The sequence below is a fragment of the Streptomyces sp. NPDC021749 genome, from assembly GCF_040640655.1.
GTDB lineage: Bacteria > Actinomycetota > Actinomycetes > Streptomycetales > Streptomycetaceae > Streptomyces.
In genome coordinates, this window is sequence record NZ_JBFACE010000022.1 from 95,209 (window position 1) to 114,907 (window position 19,699).

The window sequence follows — 19,699 nt, forward strand, 5'->3', positions numbered from 1 at the left end:
ACACAAAGCGTCCGGGGAGGAATACCCTCGCCGACATGACGGACTCGCAGGACACCGGAACAGCTGCCTCCGCCGCCGAGGCCCCCGAGGCCACCGCGCCCGCCGAGGCCCCCGCCGCGCCGACCGAGGGCAATCCGGTCGCACCCGCCCCCGCGGGCGGCCGCACCGCCGCCGACGTGGTCACCCCCGAGGTCGCCGCCCGGCTCACCCGCGGAGTGGTGGGCAGCGGCCGTACCGCCAACCACACGCCGTTCACCGGCGAGAAGCTGGCCGACCTGCCGGAGTCCACCCCCGAGGACGTCGCCACCGCCTTCGAACGGGCCCGGGCCGCGCAGGAACGCTGGGCCAGGGTCCCGGTCCGGCAGCGCGCCGCGGTCCTGCTGCGCTTCCACGACCTCGTCCTGCGCCGCCAGGCGGAGGTGCTCGACCTGATCCAGCTGGAGACCGGCAAGGCCCGGCTGCACGCGCACGAGGAGGTGCAGGCGGTCGCGGTCGCCGCGCGCCACTACGGCCGCAAGGCCCCCGCCTACCTCCGCCCCAAGCGCCACACCGGTGTCGTCCCGACCCTCACCAAGGTCTGCGAACTCCGCCACCCCCGCGGCGTCGTCGGCCAGATCGCCCCTTGGAACTACCCCTTCGAACTCTCCATAGGCGACGCCCTGCCGGCCTTCGTCGCGGGCAACGCCGTGGTGATGAAGCCCGACACCGAGACCGCGCTGACCGCCCTGTGGGCCCGCGAGCAGCTCATCGAGGCCGGGCTGCCGGAGGACGTCTGGCAGGTCGTGATCGGCGACGGCCCGGTCGTCGGCCCCGAGGTCGTCAAGCACGCCGACTACGTCTCCTTCACCGGCTCGACCCGCACCGGCCGCGAGGTCGCCCAGGGCGCCGCCGCCCGCCTGATCGGCGTCTCCCTCGAACTCGGCGGCAAGAACGCCATGCTGGTGCTCCGCGACGCCGACCTGGACAAGGCCGCCGCGGGCGCGGTCCGCGGCTGCTTCTCCTCCGCCGGCCAGCTGTGCATCTCCATCGAGCGGCTCTACGTCCACGAATCCGTCGCCGACGACTTCCTCGCCCGCTTCGCCGCCCGCACGAAGGCCATGCGGCTCGGTAACGCCCTCGCCTACGGCGCCGAGATGGGCTCGCTGGCCGGTGAGCGGCAGCTCCAGGCCGTGGTCCGGCACGTCGAGGACGCCGTCGCCAAGGGTGCCGAAGTGGTCGCCGGCGGCCGCCCGCGCCCCGACATCGGCCCGTTCTTCCACGAACCGACCATCCTCGACGGCGTCCAGTCGCCGATGGCCGTCTGCGACGAGGAGACCTTCGGCCCGGTCGTCTCCGTCTACCGCTTCCGCGACGAGGACGAGGCGGTGGCGCTCGCCAACGCCACGCCGTACGGCCTGAATTCCAGCGTCTGGACCAAGGACGGCCGGCGCGGCCGGGCCCTCGCCGCCCGGCTGCGGACGGGCACGGTCAACGTCAACGAGTCGTACGCGGCCGGCTACGGCAGCGTGCAGTCGCCGATGGGCGGGATGGGGGACTCCGGCCTGGGCCGCCGGCACGGCTCCGAGGGCATCCTCAAATACACCGAGGCGCAGACCGTCGCCCATCAGCGGGTGATGCCGCTCGCACCGGCCTTCGGGCTGACGGATGAGAAGTACGCCCAGCTCATGACCCGCAGCCTGCGCGCGATGAAGGCGTTCCGGCTGAGGTAACGCCCCCCCACGGCAGTCCGCCCCTCCGCCCCCGAAAAGCAGGGAGAGCCAGTGCCCCAGGAGAACTCTGCCCAGAACCAGGACCCGGACGGCACCCGGGCCGACGGCTACGACTACGACGTCCTCGTCATCGGCTCCGGCTTCGGGGGCTCGGTCTCCGCCCTGCGCCTGACCGAGAAGGGCTACCGGGTCGGCGTCCTGGAGGCCGGCCGCCGCTTCACCCCCGAGACGCTGCCGAAGAACTCCTGGGACCTCAAGAACTACCTGTGGGCGCCGGCCCTCGGCCTCTACGGCATCCAGCGCATCCACCTGCTGGGGAACGTCATGGTGCTGGCCGGCGCCGGCGTGGGCGGCGGTTCGCTGAACTACGCCAACACCCTCTACGTCCCGCCGAAGCCGTTCTTCGACGACCCGCAGTGGAAGGACATCACCGACTGGCAGGAGGAGCTGAAGCCGTACTACGACCAGGCCCGGCGGATGCTGGGGGTGCGGCTCAACCCGACGATGACGCCGTCCGACGTCCATCTGAAGGCGACCGCGGAGGCGATGGGCGTCGGGGAGTCCTTCCACATGGCGCCGGTGGGGGTGTTCTTCGGGGACGGTGACGACGCCGACGGCACGGCGCGGGCGAAGCCCGGCGAGGAGGTGCCGGACCCGTACTTCGGCGGCGCAGGCCCGGCCCGCCGGGCCTGCACCGAATGCGGTGAGTGCATGACCGGCTGCCGGCACGGCGCGAAGAACACGCTCACCGAGAACTACCTCTACCTGGCCGAGAAGGCCGGTGCGGTGATCCACCCGATGACGTCCGTCGTCGCGCTCACCGAGGACTCCCGCGGCGGCTTCGCCGTCCGGACGCTGCCGACGGACGACCGGAGGAAGGGCGAGGGCACGACCTTCACCGCCCGCCGGATCGTCCTCGCGGCCGGCACGTACGGCACGCAGACGCTGCTGCACCGCATGAAGGACAGCGGGCTGCTCCCGTACGTCTCCGGCCGCCTCGGCGCGCTCACCCGCACCAACTCCGAGGCCCTGGTGGGCGCGCAGACCGACGACCGCCGCTACCGCAAGCGGCACGGCGCACAGAAGGCCGACTTCACCAAGGGTGTGGCGATCACCTCGTCGATCCACCCCGACGAGAACACCCACATAGAACCGGTCCGGTACGGCAAGGGCTCCAACTCCATGGGCGGGCTGACGATCCTCCAGGTGCCCTACCGCCCGGCGGGGCGGGTGCGGGGCTGGCTGGCCAACCTGGGCCGCCACCCCTGGCTCGCGCTCCGCGCGCTGTCCAACCGGCGGTGGTCGGAGCGGACCATCATCGGCCTGGTCATGCAGTCCCTGGACAACTCCCTGACCACGTACCGGAAGCCGAGCGGCCTCGGCAAGGGCCTGCTCACCGCCCGCCAGGGCCACGGCGCCCCCAACCCGAACCAGATCCCCGAGGCCACCCAGGCGGCCACTCTGCTCGCCGAGGAGATCAACGGCTTCGCGGGCTCCAACATCGGCGAGCTGATGGGCACCCCGCTCACCGCCCACTTCCTCGGCGGCTGCCCGATAGGCGACTCGGCGGAGACCGGCGTCATCGACCCGTACCACCGGCTGTACGGGCACCCCGGCATCTCCGTCGTCGACGGCGCCGCGGTCTCCGCGAACCTGGGCGTCAATCCGTCGCTGACCATCACCGCACAGGCCGAGCGCGCGATGTCCCTGTGGCCCAACAAGGGCGAGGCGGACCCGCGGCCCGCCCCGGGGCGGCCCTACGAGCGGCTGGCCCCGGTGGAACCGGTCCGCCCCGCCGTCCCGGAGAAGGCCTACGGCGCGCTGAACCTGCCGTTCCTGGCCGTGCCGCCGGTACCGCCGAAGAAGTCCCTGGCGTAGTACGGCACAGGGCCGTCGGGGAGTCTGCTCCCCGACGGCCCGGTGGCTTTCACGGCCTGTCGTTACGCGGCCGCGGCACCGTTCCCGTCCGTCTTACGACGGCGGACGACGAAGAGCGCACCCGCGCCCACGACCATCGCGACCCCGCCCACGAGGGCGATGGTCGGCAGCGCGGACGACGAACCGGTCTCGGCGAGCTTGCCGGTGACCGGCAGCTGCTTCAGATCGCCCTGCGGCGCAGGCTTGTTGGGCTGGTTCTTGCCAGGCTTGCTCTTGGCCGGCGGGACGCTGCCCGGCTTGCTGCCGGCGACCAGGACGTCGAAGTCGTACTCCGCGACGTCGGAGAAGCCGCAGACGTCGTCCTCGTTGTGGTACGCGCCGATGGTGAACGCGAAACCGTAGCTGCCCGGGGTCTTGGCGTCGACCTTCAGGCGCAGCTTGGCGTCGGCGTACTCACCGGGCTTGAGACCGTCCACGGACGCGAAGTAGCCGTCCTCGTCGGTGATGGCCTCCCAGGAGTGGGAGTCCTCGTCGTACCACTGCACGGTCAGCAGCTTGGAGACGTCGTCGAAGCTGTCGGTGCTGATGGCGTCCAGCGCGACGTACGCGTCGACCGACTTCATCGCCTTGTCGGAGGTGTTGGTGGCGCGGAAGGTGAAGTTCTTCCAGCCCGAACCGGCCACGACCTTGCTCGGCAGACCGCGCAGTTCGGTGCTGATCGCCATCTCGTCCGACTGCTCGGTGCAGGTGTCGTCGGTCGGCTCCCCGGTCGGCTTCGCGGTGGGCTTGGCCGAGGTGGAGGGCTTGGGGTCGCTGGTGGGCTTGGTGTCGTCGCCCGGGGTGCCCGGGCCGCCCGACCCGTCCTCACCACCGTTGCCGCTCTCACCGCCGGTACCGGTCTCGCCACCGGTACCCGTCTCACCGCCGGTGCCGGTCTCGCCACCCGTGGCGGTCTCGCCGCCGGTGCCGGTCTCGCCACCGGTGGCGGTCTCACCGCCGGTACCGGTCTCCTCGCCGCCGGCCGGGGTCTCCGGCTGCGTCGTGGTGCCGTCGGTCTGGTCCTGGCCGGGGGTGCCCGGCGTCGGCTCGGCGCTCGCGGTGGTCTCGGCGTCGGCGCCGGTCGCGAACGCGGCAGGGGCCGCCATCAGGGCGGCAGGGGCTATGACGGCCGTCGCAGCGGCAGCCGTCAAGGCACGGCGAAGCTTCATCGAGAAGACCTCTCGGGGTCCAATGTGCCGTGGGTCGGCACCAGTTGATAGCTGGCCGTCGCGTTGGGGGGCGCGGTATGGCCGTGCGATTTCACGTACATGACCGGCCATGGCCGAAAAAGGTTGCCCGCTCGAACCGAATTCTTTCGGTGACCCCGGTCACATCGCGCACAGTCGCTCCACGGCCGGCCCACAGGAGCTCCATGGCCGGCGCACAGACGGGCCGGCGGGCAGCGGCGGTCCGGACCCGGTCGGCGACGGCCGTGCGCCCGGCGTACGCCCCCTCGGCGAGGTCTCCCGGCCCCATAGCGAAGGGCCCCGGATGCCGTCCGCGAGGGGGGTGCGGACGGCCACGGGGCCCTTGGCTTTCGGTGCCGGCGTCAGGGCAGCGCCGGCACCGAGGGGCGGCGCTGGGGGGGGGGTAGCGCCGCTGGCTTACGGGGGTGGTGCGTGGTGCTCGATGGTGCGGTGCGCCCGGTGGTCCGGACCGATGACAGTGCCGGGTCGTCGCGGTCTGCGGACACACGGCAGGGCAAAAGTCCATACCAGGCGCGGTATGTCGTTCGTCAAGCATCGTCCTGGATACGCCTCACCTGGCGCAACCGTTTCGACCGGATGCGGTCGGTCCCGGGCGTCCCCAGGACCGACCACCCCATCGGATGTGACCGGGCTGCTGTCCCCTGCTGACCGGTCACGGCTCCGGAACGAGGTCCCACGACGCGGGCCGCGGAAGGCGGCCGGCGTCTCATCGCTCCGGCTTTCCGCCCGTGGGGCGGCGTCTACGCGTAGTCCTGCAGGCCGCGCCTGGCTGGCGTGGCACCGGGAACAACGAAGCCCCGCGTTGCCCGGTCACGCGCCGTACGGGTGAGTCGGCAACCGAACTCAGATCCAGCCGCTGCGCCGGGCGTACGCTCCTTTGTCATGCGCCCGGCCTGCGCCCCGCCCCTCCTGAAACCGGCGGAACGCCCGGCGCAACGTGATCACATCCCGCCGCGAAACCGACCGCCCGGCGACCGGAACCGACCCTTCAGCGCATGGAACCAGCCACTGTGCGGCCCACCTCAGATCTGCCCCCGGGAGAGCTCCAGCAGGGTCATCGCCAGTGCGGTGCCCGGCTTGCCGAGCTGGTCGCGGTAGTGGGCGAGGATCTCCATCTCGCGGGAGAGGTTCACCCGCCGCCCGCCGGAGGTGATCCGCTCGCGCTGGATGACGGCCGAGACGGCCATCCGTTCCTGCACGAGGCCGATGATCCGGCCGTCGAGATCGTCGATCCGGCGCCGGGCGTCAGCGATGATCCCGGCGGCCTCCGGGGTATGGGCGCCGGTGCCGGGCGTGTGGGCGGGCGCGGCGGAGGGGCCGGTGGTGGGACGGGTGCCGGTGTCGGCGGTCGAGGTGCTCATGTCCGTATCTCCTGGGGGTGTGGCCCCGGAGCCGATGATCGAGATCCGGACAAACGCAGGCGCCCCGGACCTTGTCGGCCCGGGGCGCCTGGGAAGTTGCTCGTCAGTGGATCAAGCAGCACGACCATGGCAGCCGGACGGGCCGGTGCCATAGGTAAAGACGAAGGTCAGCTGCTGGAACATGGGCCACAGTATGAGCCCGTTAGAATCGAAAGTCCAACCCTTGCTCCACACCGCCGGAAGGCCGCCGAAGTGCCATCAGCGCCCCCTGCCGCTGCCCCGGACGTCGTCCTCGTAGTCGACTTCGGCGCACAGTACGCCCAGCTCATCGCCCGCCGCGTCCGTGAGGCCCGGGTCTACAGCGAGATCGTGCCGTCCACCATGCCGGTGGCCGAAATGCTCGCCAAGAACCCCAAGGCGATCATCCTCTCCGGCGGGCCGTCGTCGGTCTACGCCGAAGACGCCCCCAGCCTCGACCGTTCCCTGTTCGAGGCCGGTGTCCCGGTCTTCGGCATGTGCTACGGCTTCCAGCTCATGGCCACCACCCTCGGTGGCACCGTCGACAACACCGGCGCGCGCGAGTACGGCCGTACCGCCCTGACCGTCTCCCGCCCCGACTCCACCCTCTTCGAGGGCACCCCCGCCGAGCAGTCCGTCTGGATGTCCCACGGCGACGCCTGCTCCGCCGCCCCCGAGGGCTTCACGGTCACCGCGTCCACGGACATGGTCCCGGTCGCCGCCTTCGAGAACGACGAGCGCAAGCTCTACGGCGTCCAGTACCACCCCGAGGTCATGCACTCCACGCACGGCCAGCAGGTCCTGGAGCACTTCCTCTACCGCGGCGCGGGCCTGCGGCCGGACTGGACCACCCACAGCGTGGTCGAGGAGCAGGTCGCCGCGATCCGCGCGCAGGTCGGCAGCAAGCGGGCGATCTGCGGCCTGTCCGGCGGCGTGGACTCCGCGGTCGCCGCCGCCCTCGTCCAGAAGGCCATCGGCGACCAGCTGACCTGCGTCTACGTCGACCACGGCCTGATGCGCAAGGGCGAGTCCGAGCAGGTCGAGAAGGACTTCGTGGCCGCCACCGGCGTCCAGCTGAAGGTCGTCGAGGCCGAGGAGCGCTTCCTGAGCGCGCTGGCCGGGGTCAGCGACCCCGAGCAGAAGCGGAAGATCATCGGCCGCGAGTTCATCCGCGTCTTCGAGCAGGCCCAGGCCGAGCTGGTCGCCGAGGCCGGCGCGGACGGCGAAGAGGTCGCCTTCCTGGTGCAGGGCACGCTCTACCCGGACATCGTCGAGTCCGGCGGCGGCACCGGCACCGCCAACATCAAGTCGCACCACAACGTGGGCGGCCTCCCCGACGACATCGAGTTCGAGCTCGTCGAGCCGCTGCGCAAGCTGTTCAAGGACGAGGTCCGGATGGTGGGCACCGAGCTCGGCCTGCCCGACGAGATCGTCCACCGCCAGCCGTTCCCCGGCCCCGGCCTGGGCATCCGCATCGTCGGCGAGGTCACCAAGGAGCGCCTCGACCTGCTGCGCGAGGCCGACGCGATCGCCCGCGAGGAGCTGACCGCGGCCGGACTGGACCGCGAGATCTGGCAGTGCCCGGTGGTCCTGCTGGCCGACGTCCGCTCCGTCGGCGTCCAGGGCGACGGCCGGACCTACGGCCACCCGATCGTGCTGCGCCCGGTCTCCTCCGAGGACGCCATGACGGCCGACTGGACCCGGATGCCGTACGACGTGCTGGCCCGCATCTCGACCCGGATCACCAACGAGGTCGCGGACGTCAACCGCGTGGTGCTGGACGTCACCAGCAAGCCTCCGGGCACGATCGAGTGGGAGTGATCGTCTGATCCCCCGATGAGGTCGATACGACGCCGTCGCTCACACGTGTGAGCGACGGCGTCGTCGTTCCCGCTCGGTACGCTGACGGAACAGGCGAGACTCCGTCGCATGGGAGCAACCATGAGCGCCGCACCCGAGTTCGAGCTGGACGAGCAGTACAACTACCCCGTCCCGCCCCCGGGCGGCTGGACCGCGGACGACCTCGACCGGCTTCCGGACCTTCCTCCGCATACGGAGCTGATCGACGGCGTGGTCTTCCGTCAGGAAGGCATCACGGACGACGCCAACCAGACGTGGTACCGCCCGGAGGACGTCGTCCTTGCGGTGGAAGTCGTCTCGCCCGACTCGGAGGCCCGTGACCGGGACGTGAAGCCCCGCAAGTACGCAGCCGCCGGCGTCCCCCACTTCTGGCGGGTCGAGAAGAGCAGCGGCCTCCCGGTCGTCTACGTCTACGAGCTCGACCCGGCGACCGGTGCGTACACGCCCACCGGCATTTACCACGACCGCATCAAGGTGCCGGTCCCCTTCCCCATCGATATCGATCTCACCGCGATCAACAAGCGCCGCTGAAGGGGTAACGGTTGCGGCGGGAGGAGGCGGCGTAGCGGGCCGTCCGTCAGCCGTTGCCCTGTTCCTCCCGTACGGCTGCCGCCAGCCGTTCCAGCGTCGTGGCCATCGCCGGGCCCATCCGCCGCGGGTAGCCGGGGAGTTCGATGACGAGGCGGGGCAGGCGGGCGCGCGACCAGTCGTAGGTGTGCGTGACCCGGGTGGTGGGGGCGCCGTCCGCCGCACCGTCCAGGGGCGTGAGGGCCCAGCGCCAGCGCTGGCCGCCGACGAGCCGGCGGCCGCGCAGCTCGCCCCAGGTCTCCCAGGCGATCAGCCGGTCCGGCTCGTACTCCACCACGACGTTCACCGACCGGTACGGGATCCTGCCCTGGGCCATCCCCATGCTGAAGCGGTCGCCGGGGCCGAGCAGAGCGGGCCCCTCGGGTCGGCCGCGCAGCATCCCGGAGCCGTCCAGCGCCGCGTGCCGGGCCGGGTCCCGGAGCACGGCGAAGAGCCGCTCCGGTGCCGCGTCGATGTCCCTGCCGACCGACAGGGTCCTGCGGGCCGTCATCGTCCACCCCCTGCACCGCCGCCCGCCGGCGGCCGTCGCCGACCTGCGTCCGGTGTCCCAAGTCCGTGTGCCCATCATGCCGGTGGGCGGCATCCGGGCACGTCATGGGGCTGGTTACCTGGGGTAGCGAAGGGTAGCTTCCGCAGCGAGCCGCACGAGCCAGGTACATGCCAGAAGGAGAACGGCGATGCCCGAACCGACGCCGATACCCACCGACCAGCTGCAGTTCGCCATGCCGCCGACGCACGAGACCGTTGAGGACGAGCGGCGCCACCGCAAGGAACGGCTGGTCGCGGCGCTGCGCCTCTTCGGGCGCTTCGGCTTCGAGGAGGGCGTCGCCGGGCACATCACCGCGCGCGACCCGGAGTTCCCCGACTGTTTCTGGGTCAATCCCTTCGGGATGTCCTTCCGGCACATCACCGTCAGCGATCTGATCCTGGTGAACGCCGAGGGCCAGGTCGTCCAGGGCCGCTACCACGTCAACCAGGCGGCGTTCGCCATCCACTCCCAGGTCCACCAGGCCCGCCCGGACGTCGTCGCGGCCGCCCACAGCCACTCCACCTACGGGCGGGCGCTGTCCGCACTCGGCGAGCTGCTGGAGCCGATCACCCAGGACGTCTGCGCGTTCTACGAGGACCACGCGCTCTTCGACGACTACACCGGCGTCGTCGTGGACGAGGAGGAGGGCCGCCGGATCGCGGCCGCCCTCGGGCCGCACAAGGCGGTCATCCTGCGCAACCACGGGCTGTTGACGGTCGGCGACTCGGTGGACGCGGCCGCGTGGTGGTTCCTCACGATGGAACGCTCCTGCCAGGTCCAGCTCGCCGCGAAGGCCGCCGGGAAGCCGGTCCTGATCGACCACCACAGCGCCGTCCACACCCGGGAGCAGCTGGGCAACGACCTGGTCGCGTGGATCAACTACCAGCCGCTCCACCAGCAGATCACGCGGAGCGAGCCGGACCTGTTCGACTAGGAAGGGGCTTCCCGGGGCCTCCAGCCGCCTCCAGCCGCTTCCAGGGTCGCCAGCCGCCTCCAGTGGTCTCCAGCGGCCTCCAGGGCGTCAAGGAGGCTCAAGCGGTCTCAAAGAGGCCGCCGGGAACCTGACGCGCGGGTGTCCCCCGGGGATCGGCTCCACGGGGGACACCCGCTCCCTCCCGCTTCCCGGCCGTCAGCCGTCAAAGGTGCGGGAAGAGGTCCAGGAACGGCTCCGCGCTCGCCGAGATCCCGCGGCTGAACGGCGAGTCGAAGTCCCAGACCAGGAACAGCAGGAAGGCGATCAACGTGCTGAAGAGGCCGGCCATCAGCATCTCCCGGCCGGACCGCCGGATCTGCAGGGTGAACATGATGCCCACGGAGATCGCACCACCGGTGATCAGCCCGAACCACACCACCCCCGGAAGCGTCGAATCGGCCGCGTCCGCCCGGGCGCTGCGGGCCCCGTCGGCCACCGCGACCTGGTCGACCAGCGGCTGGTAGGACTGCCCCTCGAAGTCGTTGCGCGGGTGGTAGTCGGTCACGTCGGCGCGGACCTTGGTGAGCAATTCCCTGCCCCGCTCGGTCAGTCGGCCCTGGTCGGACATGACGGGCCACTCCTTGTGGACGACGTGGGAGACGTAGGCGTCCACGTCCGAGCGGATCCGGTCCCGTACCGGCGCGGGATAGGCCCGGGCCCGTGCGCTGACCTCGTGCAGCGCCTGTGCCTCGGCCCGTACGGTGTCCTCGGCCGCGCTCCGGGCCTCCCAGACACCGGCGATGGCCAGGCCCAGCACGATCGCGTAGACCACCCCCACCATCATCGTCAGGTACTCGATCACATCGGGCGTTTCGGTCGGATCGTGATCGTCGGGGATCCGGCGTTCCCGGAGGACCGTGATGCTCAGGACGACGCCGCAGACCGCGGCCATGGCGATGCCCAGCACCAGCCATTGCGACATGGGGACCTCCTACGAGGAACGGCGCCCGGCGGAACCGGACGAGGAGCTCGAACGGGAACGGAGGGCGGCGCCGGCCAGCACGGCCGGGGCGGTGAGCAGCAGGGTCGTGGTCACCATCGAGCGCCCGGCGTGCGCCTTGTGGTACGTCCGGGCGTAGCTGTGGGGCAGCACCGGAGCGGGCGGGGTGGGGCGTCGGGGTTCCGGCCGGGGCGGGGGCGGCGGGTGCGGGGTGTGCGGGCGGGGAGTCGGTGAGGGTGACGGCTCGGGCGGACGGGGCGGTGGGGGCGGGGGCGGTGCCGGTGGGGGAGTCGGGGGTGGCGTCGGCCGGGGGGCGGGCGGCGGTGGCGCGGGCCTGGGGCTGCGCGGGCGCGGCGCCGGGGGACGGGACGGCGCGGGCGGGCGCGTGGCCTGGGTGCAGGGGAAGTGCCAGCCGTGCGGCATGGGAAAGCCGGTCGGTACGTCCACGGGGGGCGCGGTCCCGGCGTAGGCACAGTTGTCACCGGCGGCCGTGCGGCCGTATCCGCCCGACCCGCCCTCGTACCGGCCCGCGGACCCGCCCTCGTGCCGCCCTGCGGACCCGCCCTCGTGCCGGTCCGCGGACCCGCCCTCGTGCCGGCCCTGGACGGCCGTCCGCCCACCGGTCGCGGCGGGTTCACCCGCGCTGACCGGTCCCGCGGCGGCGAGCAGCGCCACAACCCCCGTCAGCAGGACGGCGGCCGCGGCGGCCAGGCGGCCGGCCGGCCTGACCGTGGGGCGGTCCGGTCCGTGGGGTGGTCCGTGATGTCGGTGGGTGGAGGAACATCGGCGTATCTGGCACACGGCGAGAGCTTGCGCAGCGGGCGTATGGCTCAGCCGTCACCGTGCCCCGGTTCGCCCGAATAGGGGAAGCGCCGGGGGCGCACGTTTCGGCCGCCGGGCGGGTACGGGGACCGTCGGGTGGGCCGGGGAGGACCGATCGTGCGGTGGCGAGGTCCGCGCGTGTGCGAGCCGGAACGCGGTGGCGCGTCAACGTGCCGATGCCGGTACCACCCGTCACCAACTGGACGTTTACCGTCACCCGTAGCCCTTTGAGGCACAATTCCCGTTTACACGGGACGAGTTGATGACAGCGGTGGCGGGACGGTAACGGACGTGTCGGTGGATACGGCGGGCAGGATGGCCGGAACGGGCGAGCCGGAGGGCGGTGCGGAGCGCGCCGACGGTGAGGAGTGCCGGTGCGGACGGTGCCCGCACGGCGCCAGGGCGGGCCACCGGGAGGCGGTCGCCGCGTTCGTGGCGCTGCGCGAGGACTTCGCCGCCGGGCGCGGTGTCCCGGCCGGGCTCGCGCACTCGGCCGGCGCCGCGCGGCAGTGGGTGTCCGACGAACTGACCCTGTCCGCCCGCGAGGTGGCCCAACGCGGTGCCGCCGAGGGCGTCGCCTGGCTGACCGCCGTGCGGTGGCGCACCCTGCTGGTGGTCTGGGGCGCGGTGGTGGCCCTCCTGGTCGGTGAGGCGCTGACCGCGATCGGCACCGGCTGGACGGCGTTCCGTACGGCGGCGCTGCTCGCGGCCGTCCTGCTGGCGCTGGCCCTGACGGCGGCGGCCTGGCTGCACCGGTCGCACGGCGGCGCGCTGGCGCCGCTGATCGGGGAGGACGGTCGGCTGTCCACCTCGCGGACGGTCGGCGCGGCCTGGGCGGCGGTCGTGCTGTACGCCGTACTGGTCATGGCCGTCCGGCTGGCGACCGCGACCGGCCCGGACGAGCGGCACCGCCTGCTCCGCGGCCTGGCGCTCGTCCACTCCGGTACCGCGCTGGCGCTGCTCGGCCTCGCCTGCGGGGTGGCGGTGCTGGCGTACGGGCTGGTGGCCGTGCGGGTGCGGACCGGATGGCTGCAGAAGGTGCCCGCGGAACGGCCGCGGGGCGCCGATCTGCTGACGGACGATGCCGGGCGGGGCAGCTTCCTGGACGTGCAGTACGTCCTGGTCAACGCCGCGGTGCTGGCGTTCGCCCTGGTCCGGCTGGCCGGTCAGCCGGGTCAACTGCCGCGACTGCCCTGGGGGTTGGTGGCGCTGGCGGGCGTCTCCGGGACGGCGTACCTCGCCGGGAAGCTGGTGACCGGCGGCCGTCCGGTGATCCTCTCGGTGGTCCGCGCGCGCGAACTGGGCGATCTCGCGGCGCCGGTCCGCACCGGCGACGACATCGAGATCCGGGGCGCCGGTTTCGTCCCCCCGGGGGCCACCACGCCCGACCGGCTGGCCCGCACCGTCGTACGGATCGGCGCGGTCCACGTCCCGGTACCGCTGGTCCCGGTCGCCGGCGGCTTCGCCAATCCCACGGACGGCGTGCTCACGGTCCCGGTCCCGGTCGACGTGGAACCGGGCCGGGTGGAGATCCGGGTGATCACGGCGGCAGGCGTCGAGACGGCTGCGTTTCCGATCGAGGTGGTGGACTGACCGGTCGAGGGGTTGTCCCGGCCGGTCGAGGTGGTGGACTGACCGGTCGAGGGGCTGTCCCGGCCGGTCGAGGTGGTGGGTGGCTGGGTGCGCCGGGGCGCGGGGCGCATGGCCCGGCCTTCTGCATCGGTGCGGTGTCCCGCATCGGTGCGGTCTCCCGACGGTTCAGGTCTTCGCTCGTTCTGGTCCTCCCGTCCGTTCCGGCCTCGCGGGTGTCGATTCCGTGTGCGGCGGTCGCCGGAAGTGCAGCGGTCCGTTGAACCTCTTGCGCAGGTGCGTACGTATCTCCCCCTGAGGCGCGGGCGCGGGCACAATCGTCGCTCCCGGTGGCAACGGAGAGGCGGACGTCATGGTTCACGCGAATCGCACGATCGGTGCCGACTTGGCGGGCTCGGGCATCGACGGCCCCGGCACCGGGCTGCGCGGGCAACTGGCGCGGCACGCACTGCTCCCGCTGCGCCTCTTCCTGGGCGTCACCTTCCTCTACGCGGGGATCGACAAGCTGACCGACCGGGCGTTCCTGGCGGCCGGCGGGGCCGGCTCGCTCGGGGAGATGCTGCAGCAGGTCCATGACGCGGCGGCGCTGCCGCAACTCGTCGATCTGGCACAGAAGAGCCCGGTGGGCTTCGGTTACGCCATTGCCGCGGGCGAGTTGGCGGTCGGCCTGGGGACGCTGGTCGGACTGCTGGGCCGGCTCGCGGCGTTCGGCGGCGCGCTGATCTCGCTGACGCTGTGGCTCACCGTGAGCTGGGCGACCACGCCGTACTACTACGGCAACGACCTCGCCTATCTGATGGCCTGGCTGCCGCTCGTGCTGGCCGGCACACCGCGCTTCTCCCTCGACGCGGCCCTCGCCAACCGCCGCACACGCCACGGGGCGCAGCTGTTCGGCTAGGCGTGCCGTTCGGTGGGGTGGGCCAGGAGCTAAGGGTGCTGTGTCGTGGGTGCCTCCTCGGCGCGGTCGGCACGGTCCGCACGGTCGGCGCGGTGGCGGCGGGCCGTGGTCCAGACGGCGGCGGTGATGCCGGAGAGGAGGAGGCCGGCGGGGAGTATCAGCAGCAGCCAGGGGCCGGGGGCCTCCCGGACGCCGAGGGCGTCGAGGCCGTAGGCGGTGCCGAGGGTGAGGGCGGTGACGCCGGAGATCAGCCGGGCCGGTTCGAAGGGGTGGCGCTTCACTGGAGGGCTCCCTGGCGGGTCGGGACGGTCGGTGCCGCGGCCGGTCGCCGGACGGCGGGTGCCGTGGGCGTGGCGGTGGCCGACGGGGGCGTGCCGGCCTGCGGGGGTGTGGCCGCCGGCGGGACGGGTGTCGGCGGGACGGGGGACGGTGGGGTCAGGGGCGGGGTGGCGCGTTGGATGTCGACCTGGCCGGCGCCGACGCTGAGGTCCAGGTCGAGCACCCCGTGCGGCTTCTCGCCCTTCTTGAGGCCGTCGGCGGGGATCGTGATCGTCTTGTCCTGACCGCCCGCCAGCAGCTCTACGTGCTCGGCCGCTTCGCCGGGCAGCCGGATGTCACCCAGGCCGACCGATATGTGCAGACGGGTGGTGACGCCCGGCGGCAGGGTCACCTGGAGGCGGCCGGCGCCCACGTCGGCGCTGGTGTGAACCGTACGGCCGCCCGTGAGGGAGAGTGCGCCGAGGTCCAACTCGCCGGAGCCGGAGCCGAGTGCGTAGTGCGGCTGCACGGCGGCGACGGTGGTCGGGGCCCAGCTGCGGGTCTGCCAGTCGGCCGTGAAGGTGCGCGGCAGCACCGTCACACCGGCCAGCATCAGCGCCGTCAGCACCATCAGGAAGACCGTGCCGCCGCCGGTGCGTCCGAACCAGGCGCTGAGGACCATGCCCAGGCCGAAGACGACCAGCGCGGCGGCCAGTCCGGCCTGTACGGAGGGTACGAAGGTGGCGTGCCGGGCGACGGCGAGGGCGGTGCCGGCGCCGCCGAACAGGGCGAGCAGGAAGGTCAGGCCGCCTATCGGGCGGCCGGGGCGGCGGGTTCGGCGCGGGCTGCGGGCGGGGTGGGCGCCGCCCGCCGGAACGGGCGCTCCCGGCGGCCGGCCGGCGCCGGACCAGGAGCCCTGGCCGGGCGCGGCGGCCGTGTCCGCGCCATGGGTGAAGCGGTAGGAGATGTCCAGGGGGAGCGGGGTGGTCTCGGGGCCCCACAGATAGCCCCCGCCGGCCGCGTCCGGCGAGCGGGGATCGCGCCACCAGGAGGGACTGGCGGGCACCGGCGGCGCCTTGGTCTCGGGCGGGGCGTCGGCGACCGCCTGGGCCGTGGCCGCGTCCATCGACTCCGGGCCCTCGGCCTCTGCCTGGCGGCGCCGCCGTGACCAGTACGCCGAACCGCCCACCGCCAGCAGCAGCATGATGGCGAACGACATCATGCTGCCCTTGGCGAGCGTGGTCAGGAACAGTCCGCAGCCGACCAGCGCGAAGAGCAGCGCGGTCAGCGCGGAACCCTCGACGCGGCCGGACAGCAGCCTGCGGCCCTCGTTCTCCTCCTCACCGGCGAGCGGGATCGCCAGCCAGGCGAAGCCGTAGAGGATCAGGCCCACACCGCCGACGGAGAGCACGGCCAGCACGATCCGGAAGACGACCGGGTCGAGGTCCCACTGCCGGCCCAGTCCGCCGCACACCCCGGCGACGACCTTGTGCCGCCGGCTGCGGCGCAGCGGCGGATGCGGTGGGGTGGGGCCGGCGGGGTCGGACGGTGCCGGCTCCGCGACGGGGGCTGCTTCGTTCATGGGCCCATGGTGACAAGGTCAACGCGGCCGGGACATCCGTGGAAACCCTGGCAGAACCCTGAGATCCGCCGCCGCCCGTCCCCGAGACCTGTCAGGGCCGTGCGGAAATCCCCCGCCGACGGGCATATGCCACGAGCTCCCGCCTGAACCGGCGGACCGGAGCCGACCCGCGGTGGGCCGGGGGCTGTCCGCCGGCGCCGGAGACTATCGTTGCGCCTCGGATACGTACGGGTTTCCGGAGGGGCGTGCGGTGACGGAGGCGGCGTCGGTGGACGAGGGGCGACTGGTCGCCGGGCGATATCGCCTGGTTGAGCGGATAGGCCAGGGCGGTATGGGCACCGTCTGGCGAGCCCGGGACGAACTCCTCGGGCGTCAGGTCGCCGTCAAACGCCTGCATGTGTCACCGCAGCTGGAGGCGGACGAACTGGCGACCCGCCATGAACGCACCACCCGTGAGGCGCAGGCCGCGGCGCGCATCAACCACCCCAACGTCGTGGGTGTGCACGACGTCGTGGACGACGCCGGGCTGCCCTGCATCGTCATGGAATACGTGCCCTCCGCGACGCTCGGCGACGCCATCAAGGAGGCCGCACGGACCGGCGGTTCGGTCACGCCGCGCGAGGCCGCCCGGATCGGCCGCGGCATGATCGCGGCGCTGCGGGCCGCGCACTCCGCCGGTGTGCTGCACCGCGACGTCAAGCCCGGCAACGTGCTCCTCGGCGAAGACGGCCGGGTCGTGCTCACCGACTTCGGCATCGCGGTCGCCTCCGGGACCTCCACCCTCACCAAGACCGGTGAGCTGGTCGGTTCCATCGACTACTTGGCGCCGGAACGCGTCAAGGGCGGTACCCCGGGCCCCGCCTCCGACCTGTGGGCGCTGGGCGCGACGCTCTATCAGGCGGTCGAGGGGCGGCCCCCGTTCCGTAAGGACACCGCGGTCGAGACGGCCTACGCGATCGCCATGGACCCGCTCGACCCGCCGCGCAACGCCGGGCCGCTCACCCCGCTCATCGAGGCGCTGCTCGCCAAGGAACCGGAGGACCGGCCGACCGCCGAGGTCGTTGAGCAGGCGCTGCGGGCCGCCGAGAGCGACGCGGAGACCGCGCTGCTCGGCTGGCCGCCGCTCGCCCCCGGCTCGGCGGGCGAGGAATCGGCCGCGCCGGACGAGCACTCGGAGGCCCCGACCCGCGCGGTGCCGCACCCGGGCGCAAGGCCGGGCGCCCCGGCCCGCGCCGGAGCAACCACCGGTACCGGAACGGGCCCGGCCGCCGACGGCGGTGTCACGGGCCGGGTGGCCCTTCCGGACGGCGGCCTCGGCGGCCGTCCGGCCGTACGGTCCGGCGCCCCCGCGTCCCGTAAGCGGCGGGGCGGCCGGGTCATTGCCCTGAGCATCACCGGGGTGCTGGTCGCCGGCGGCGGCGCGGGAACGGCCTGGTATCTGATGCAGCGCGAGCAGCCCACGCCGGCCACCAAGGTGACGGGTGACAAGGCGACGCGCGACAAGGGCACGCCCGTGCTGCCGGGCGTGCCGAGCAGCAGCATCGGACCGCCGCCGCCCCTCCCGGCCGGCTACCACAAGGCCACCGAATCCGCGGTGGGCGTCACCTTCCCGGTGCCCGACGGATGGCGGCGCCAGGTCAAGGACGGCGGCCGGCAGATCGTCTACGCCTCCGACGCCGACCTCGCCCAGATCACCGTCAGCGTCCTGGACTTCTCCTCTGCCGACCAGGTGCAGCACTTCAAGGACGTCGAGGTCGACGTCAGGAAGCTGTACCCGGTGTACACCCGGCTGCGCCTGCAGGACACGGTCTTCCAGGGCGACCCGGCGGCCATCTGGGAGTTCACGTTCGGGGGCCGGGCCCGCACCTTCCGCGCGATCGACCTGGGCTTCGGCCGTGAGGGCGACAAGGAGTACGCGATCTACGTCGCCGCGCCCGCGGCGAACTGGGCGAAGTTCGAGAAGGTCTTCTCGGACGTGAAGGACGGCTTCCGGAAGATCCCGCCCAAGAGCTGACCCCTGACCGACTCAGGGGAACGTCAGGGCCGGTTCAGGGTCGACCCTGATGCCCCGGGCGTCCGGCGCGTGTGACGATCGGGGACATGACCACCGCACCACCCCGCGCCGAGACGATCTACACCCCGGCGCCGGACCCCGACGAGCCGCCCGTGCGCAAGCTCTACCGCAGCGCTGACGGGCGGCTGCTCGGCGGCGTCGCGCGCGGCCTCGCCGGGCACCTCGGCCTGCCGGTCTCCTGGGTGCGGATCGTCTTCGTGGCCCTCTTCATGGCCGACGGCATGGGCGCCCTGCTGTACGCCGCGTTCTGGTTCTTCGTCCCGCTGGGCGTCGGCGGCGTGGAGCACCGGCAGCACGCCCCCGGCGACGGCAGGCAGCGGCTACTGGCCCGCCGGCCCGACCGGGGGCAGGCCTTCGCGCTGATCGCCCTGCTGATCGGCGCGGGCGTCGTCGCCTCCCGCTTCCAACTCGGCCAGGCCGACGGCTATCTCTGGCCGGTACTGCTGATCGGTGCCGGTGTCGCCCTGGTGTGGCGCCAGGCGGACAACTCCCGGCGCGCCCAGTGGCTGGAGCTCGGCCGCCGCAAGGGGCTGCTGCCGGTGCTGCGCGGCGCGGCCGGGGTGCTGCTGGTCTGCGTCGGCGTGACCGGCATCGTGGTGCTTCAGGGCTCGGTGCAGCGCCTCGGCTCGGTGCTGCAGGCCGCGCTCGCCGTCGTCGTCGGCATAGCCCTGCTGGCCGGCCCGTATCTGGTGCGGATGGCCCAGGACCTCTCCGAGGAGCGGCTGATGCGCATCCGCGCCCAGGAGCGCGCCGAGGTCGCCGCCCACGTCCACGACTCCGTGCTGCACACCCTCACCCTGATCCAGCGCAACGCCGACGACCCCCGCGAGGTGGCGCGGCTGGCCCGGGCCCAGGAACGCGAACTGCGCGCCTGGCTCTACAAGCCCGAGGGCCGCGGCAAGGACGAGGACGAGGAGCCGGCCACGCTCGCGGAGGCGGTGCGCAAGGCCGCCGCCGAGGTGGAGGACCACCACGGCGTCCCGATCGAGGTCGTGGTCGTCGGCGACTGCCCGCTGGACGAGGCGCTCGGCGCCCAGATGCAGGCCGCGCGCGAGGCGATGGTCAACGCCGCCAAGTACGGCGGCGAGGGTGGCGCGGTCCAGGTGTTCGCCGAGGTGGAGGGCTCGTCGGTGTTCGTCTCGGTGCGCGACCGGGGCCCGGGGTTCGACCTGGACGACGTCCCCGCCGACCGGATGGGCGTCCGCGAGTCGATCATCGGCCGCATGCAGCGCCACGGCGGCACCGCCCGGCTGCGCTCCGCCCCCGAAGGCGGCACGGTCGTCGAGCTGGAGATGGAGCGCACCGCGCAGGAGCCCGACATATGACCGGGCCGGGCGGGACACGGAATGATGACCGGGCAGACACCGAAGGA

At 72.9% G+C, this 19,699-nt stretch carries 15 protein-coding genes and 1 pseudogene; 10 read left to right on the forward strand and 6 right to left on the reverse strand.

The window, feature by feature from the left end:
- Positions 1-35: 35 nt before the first annotated feature.
- On the forward strand, positions 36-1,709 hold the full coding sequence (locus AB0G35_RS22150) for a succinic semialdehyde dehydrogenase (RefSeq protein ID WP_360951952.1): 1,674 nt from the start codon (positions 36-38) through the stop codon (positions 1,707-1,709).
- A gap of 51 nt (positions 1,710-1,760) precedes the next feature.
- Positions 1,761-3,587, forward strand: coding sequence for a GMC family oxidoreductase (locus AB0G35_RS22155; protein WP_360951955.1), 1,827 nt, complete (start codon positions 1,761-1,763; stop codon positions 3,585-3,587).
- A 62-nt stretch (positions 3,588-3,649) separates the two neighbouring features.
- Here the strand turns inward: AB0G35_RS22155 and AB0G35_RS22160 are convergent, their stop codons facing one another.
- On the reverse strand, positions 3,650-4,795 hold the full coding sequence (locus AB0G35_RS22160) for an LPXTG cell wall anchor domain-containing protein (RefSeq protein ID WP_360951958.1): 1,146 nt from the start codon (positions 4,793-4,795) through the stop codon (positions 3,650-3,652).
- A gap of 1,061 nt (positions 4,796-5,856) precedes the next feature.
- Positions 5,857-6,195 carry a chorismate mutase gene (locus AB0G35_RS22165; RefSeq protein ID WP_360951961.1) on the reverse strand — a complete coding sequence of 113 codons (339 nt, stop codon included), beginning with the start codon at positions 6,193-6,195 and terminating at the stop codon, positions 5,857-5,859.
- Positions 6,196-6,447: 252 nt separating this feature from the next.
- On the opposite strand from AB0G35_RS22165, the gene guaA reads away from it, so the two are divergent.
- Positions 6,448-8,034 carry a glutamine-hydrolyzing GMP synthase gene (gene guaA / locus AB0G35_RS22170; RefSeq protein ID WP_360951964.1) on the forward strand — a complete coding sequence of 529 codons (1,587 nt, stop codon included), beginning with the start codon at positions 6,448-6,450 and terminating at the stop codon, positions 8,032-8,034.
- Positions 8,035-8,154: 120 nt separating this feature from the next.
- Complete coding sequence (locus AB0G35_RS22175; RefSeq protein ID WP_360951967.1) at positions 8,155-8,604, forward strand: Uma2 family endonuclease; 450 nt, start codon at positions 8,155-8,157, stop codon at positions 8,602-8,604.
- A gap of 46 nt (positions 8,605-8,650) precedes the next feature.
- Here AB0G35_RS22175 and AB0G35_RS22180 read toward each other — a convergent pair whose 3' ends face one another.
- Positions 8,651-9,151 (reverse strand): SRPBCC family protein, encoded by a 501-nt coding sequence (locus tag AB0G35_RS22180; RefSeq protein WP_360951970.1) that lies wholly within the window; start codon positions 9,149-9,151, stop codon positions 8,651-8,653.
- Between the two features lie 181 nt (positions 9,152-9,332).
- On the opposite strand from AB0G35_RS22180, the pseudogene AB0G35_RS22185 reads away from it, so the two are divergent.
- Positions 9,333-10,124: pseudogene (locus tag AB0G35_RS22185) on the forward strand (class II aldolase/adducin family protein); the annotation flags it as partial.
- A 202-nt stretch (positions 10,125-10,326) separates the two neighbouring features.
- Here AB0G35_RS22185 and AB0G35_RS22190 read toward each other — a convergent pair.
- Positions 10,327-11,085, reverse strand: coding sequence for a hypothetical protein (locus AB0G35_RS22190; protein ID WP_360951973.1), 759 nt, complete (start codon positions 11,083-11,085; stop codon positions 10,327-10,329).
- Here AB0G35_RS22190 and AB0G35_RS22195 point away from each other — a divergent pair.
- The 3 genes from AB0G35_RS22195 to AB0G35_RS22205 all read left to right on the forward strand — a co-directional run bounded on the left by AB0G35_RS22195 (position 11,084) and on the right by AB0G35_RS22205 (position 14,413).
- Positions 11,084-11,242: a hypothetical protein gene (locus tag AB0G35_RS22195; protein ID WP_360951976.1), complete on the forward strand. Its 159-nt coding sequence runs from the start codon at positions 11,084-11,086 to the stop codon at positions 11,240-11,242. The two genes, AB0G35_RS22190 and AB0G35_RS22195, sit on opposite strands and share 2 nt — an antisense overlap.
- Positions 11,243-12,240: 998 nt before the next feature.
- Positions 12,241-13,518 carry a hypothetical protein gene (locus AB0G35_RS22200; RefSeq protein ID WP_360952066.1) on the forward strand — a complete coding sequence of 426 codons (1,278 nt, stop codon included), beginning with the start codon at positions 12,241-12,243 and terminating at the stop codon, positions 13,516-13,518.
- Positions 13,519-13,867: 349 nt separating this feature from the next.
- The gene (locus AB0G35_RS22205) at positions 13,868-14,413 is read left to right on the forward strand and encodes a TQO small subunit DoxD (protein ID WP_360951979.1); all 546 of its coding nucleotides are present in this window, start codon (positions 13,868-13,870) and stop codon (positions 14,411-14,413) included.
- A gap of 29 nt (positions 14,414-14,442) precedes the next feature.
- Here the strand turns inward: AB0G35_RS22205 and AB0G35_RS22210 are convergent, their stop codons facing one another.
- Positions 14,443-14,694: a hypothetical protein gene (locus AB0G35_RS22210; protein ID WP_360951982.1), complete on the reverse strand. Its 252-nt coding sequence runs from the start codon at positions 14,692-14,694 to the stop codon at positions 14,443-14,445.
- Positions 14,691-16,253, reverse strand: a complete 1,563-nt coding sequence (locus tag AB0G35_RS22215) for a PspC domain-containing protein (protein ID WP_360951985.1) — start codon at positions 16,251-16,253, stop codon at positions 14,691-14,693. The genes AB0G35_RS22210 and AB0G35_RS22215 overlap by 4 nt, the downstream gene beginning before the upstream one ends.
- 250 nt (positions 16,254-16,503) lie before the next feature.
- Here AB0G35_RS22215 and AB0G35_RS22220 point away from each other — a divergent pair, with 250 nt between their 5' ends.
- Positions 16,504-18,267: a serine/threonine-protein kinase gene (locus AB0G35_RS22220; RefSeq protein WP_360951988.1), complete on the forward strand. Its 1,764-nt coding sequence runs from the start codon at positions 16,504-16,506 to the stop codon at positions 18,265-18,267.
- A gap of 86 nt (positions 18,268-18,353) precedes the next feature.
- On the forward strand, positions 18,354-19,652 hold the full coding sequence (locus AB0G35_RS22225) for a PspC domain-containing protein (protein WP_360951991.1): 1,299 nt from the start codon (positions 18,354-18,356) through the stop codon (positions 19,650-19,652).
- Positions 19,653-19,699 lie beyond the last annotated feature (47 nt).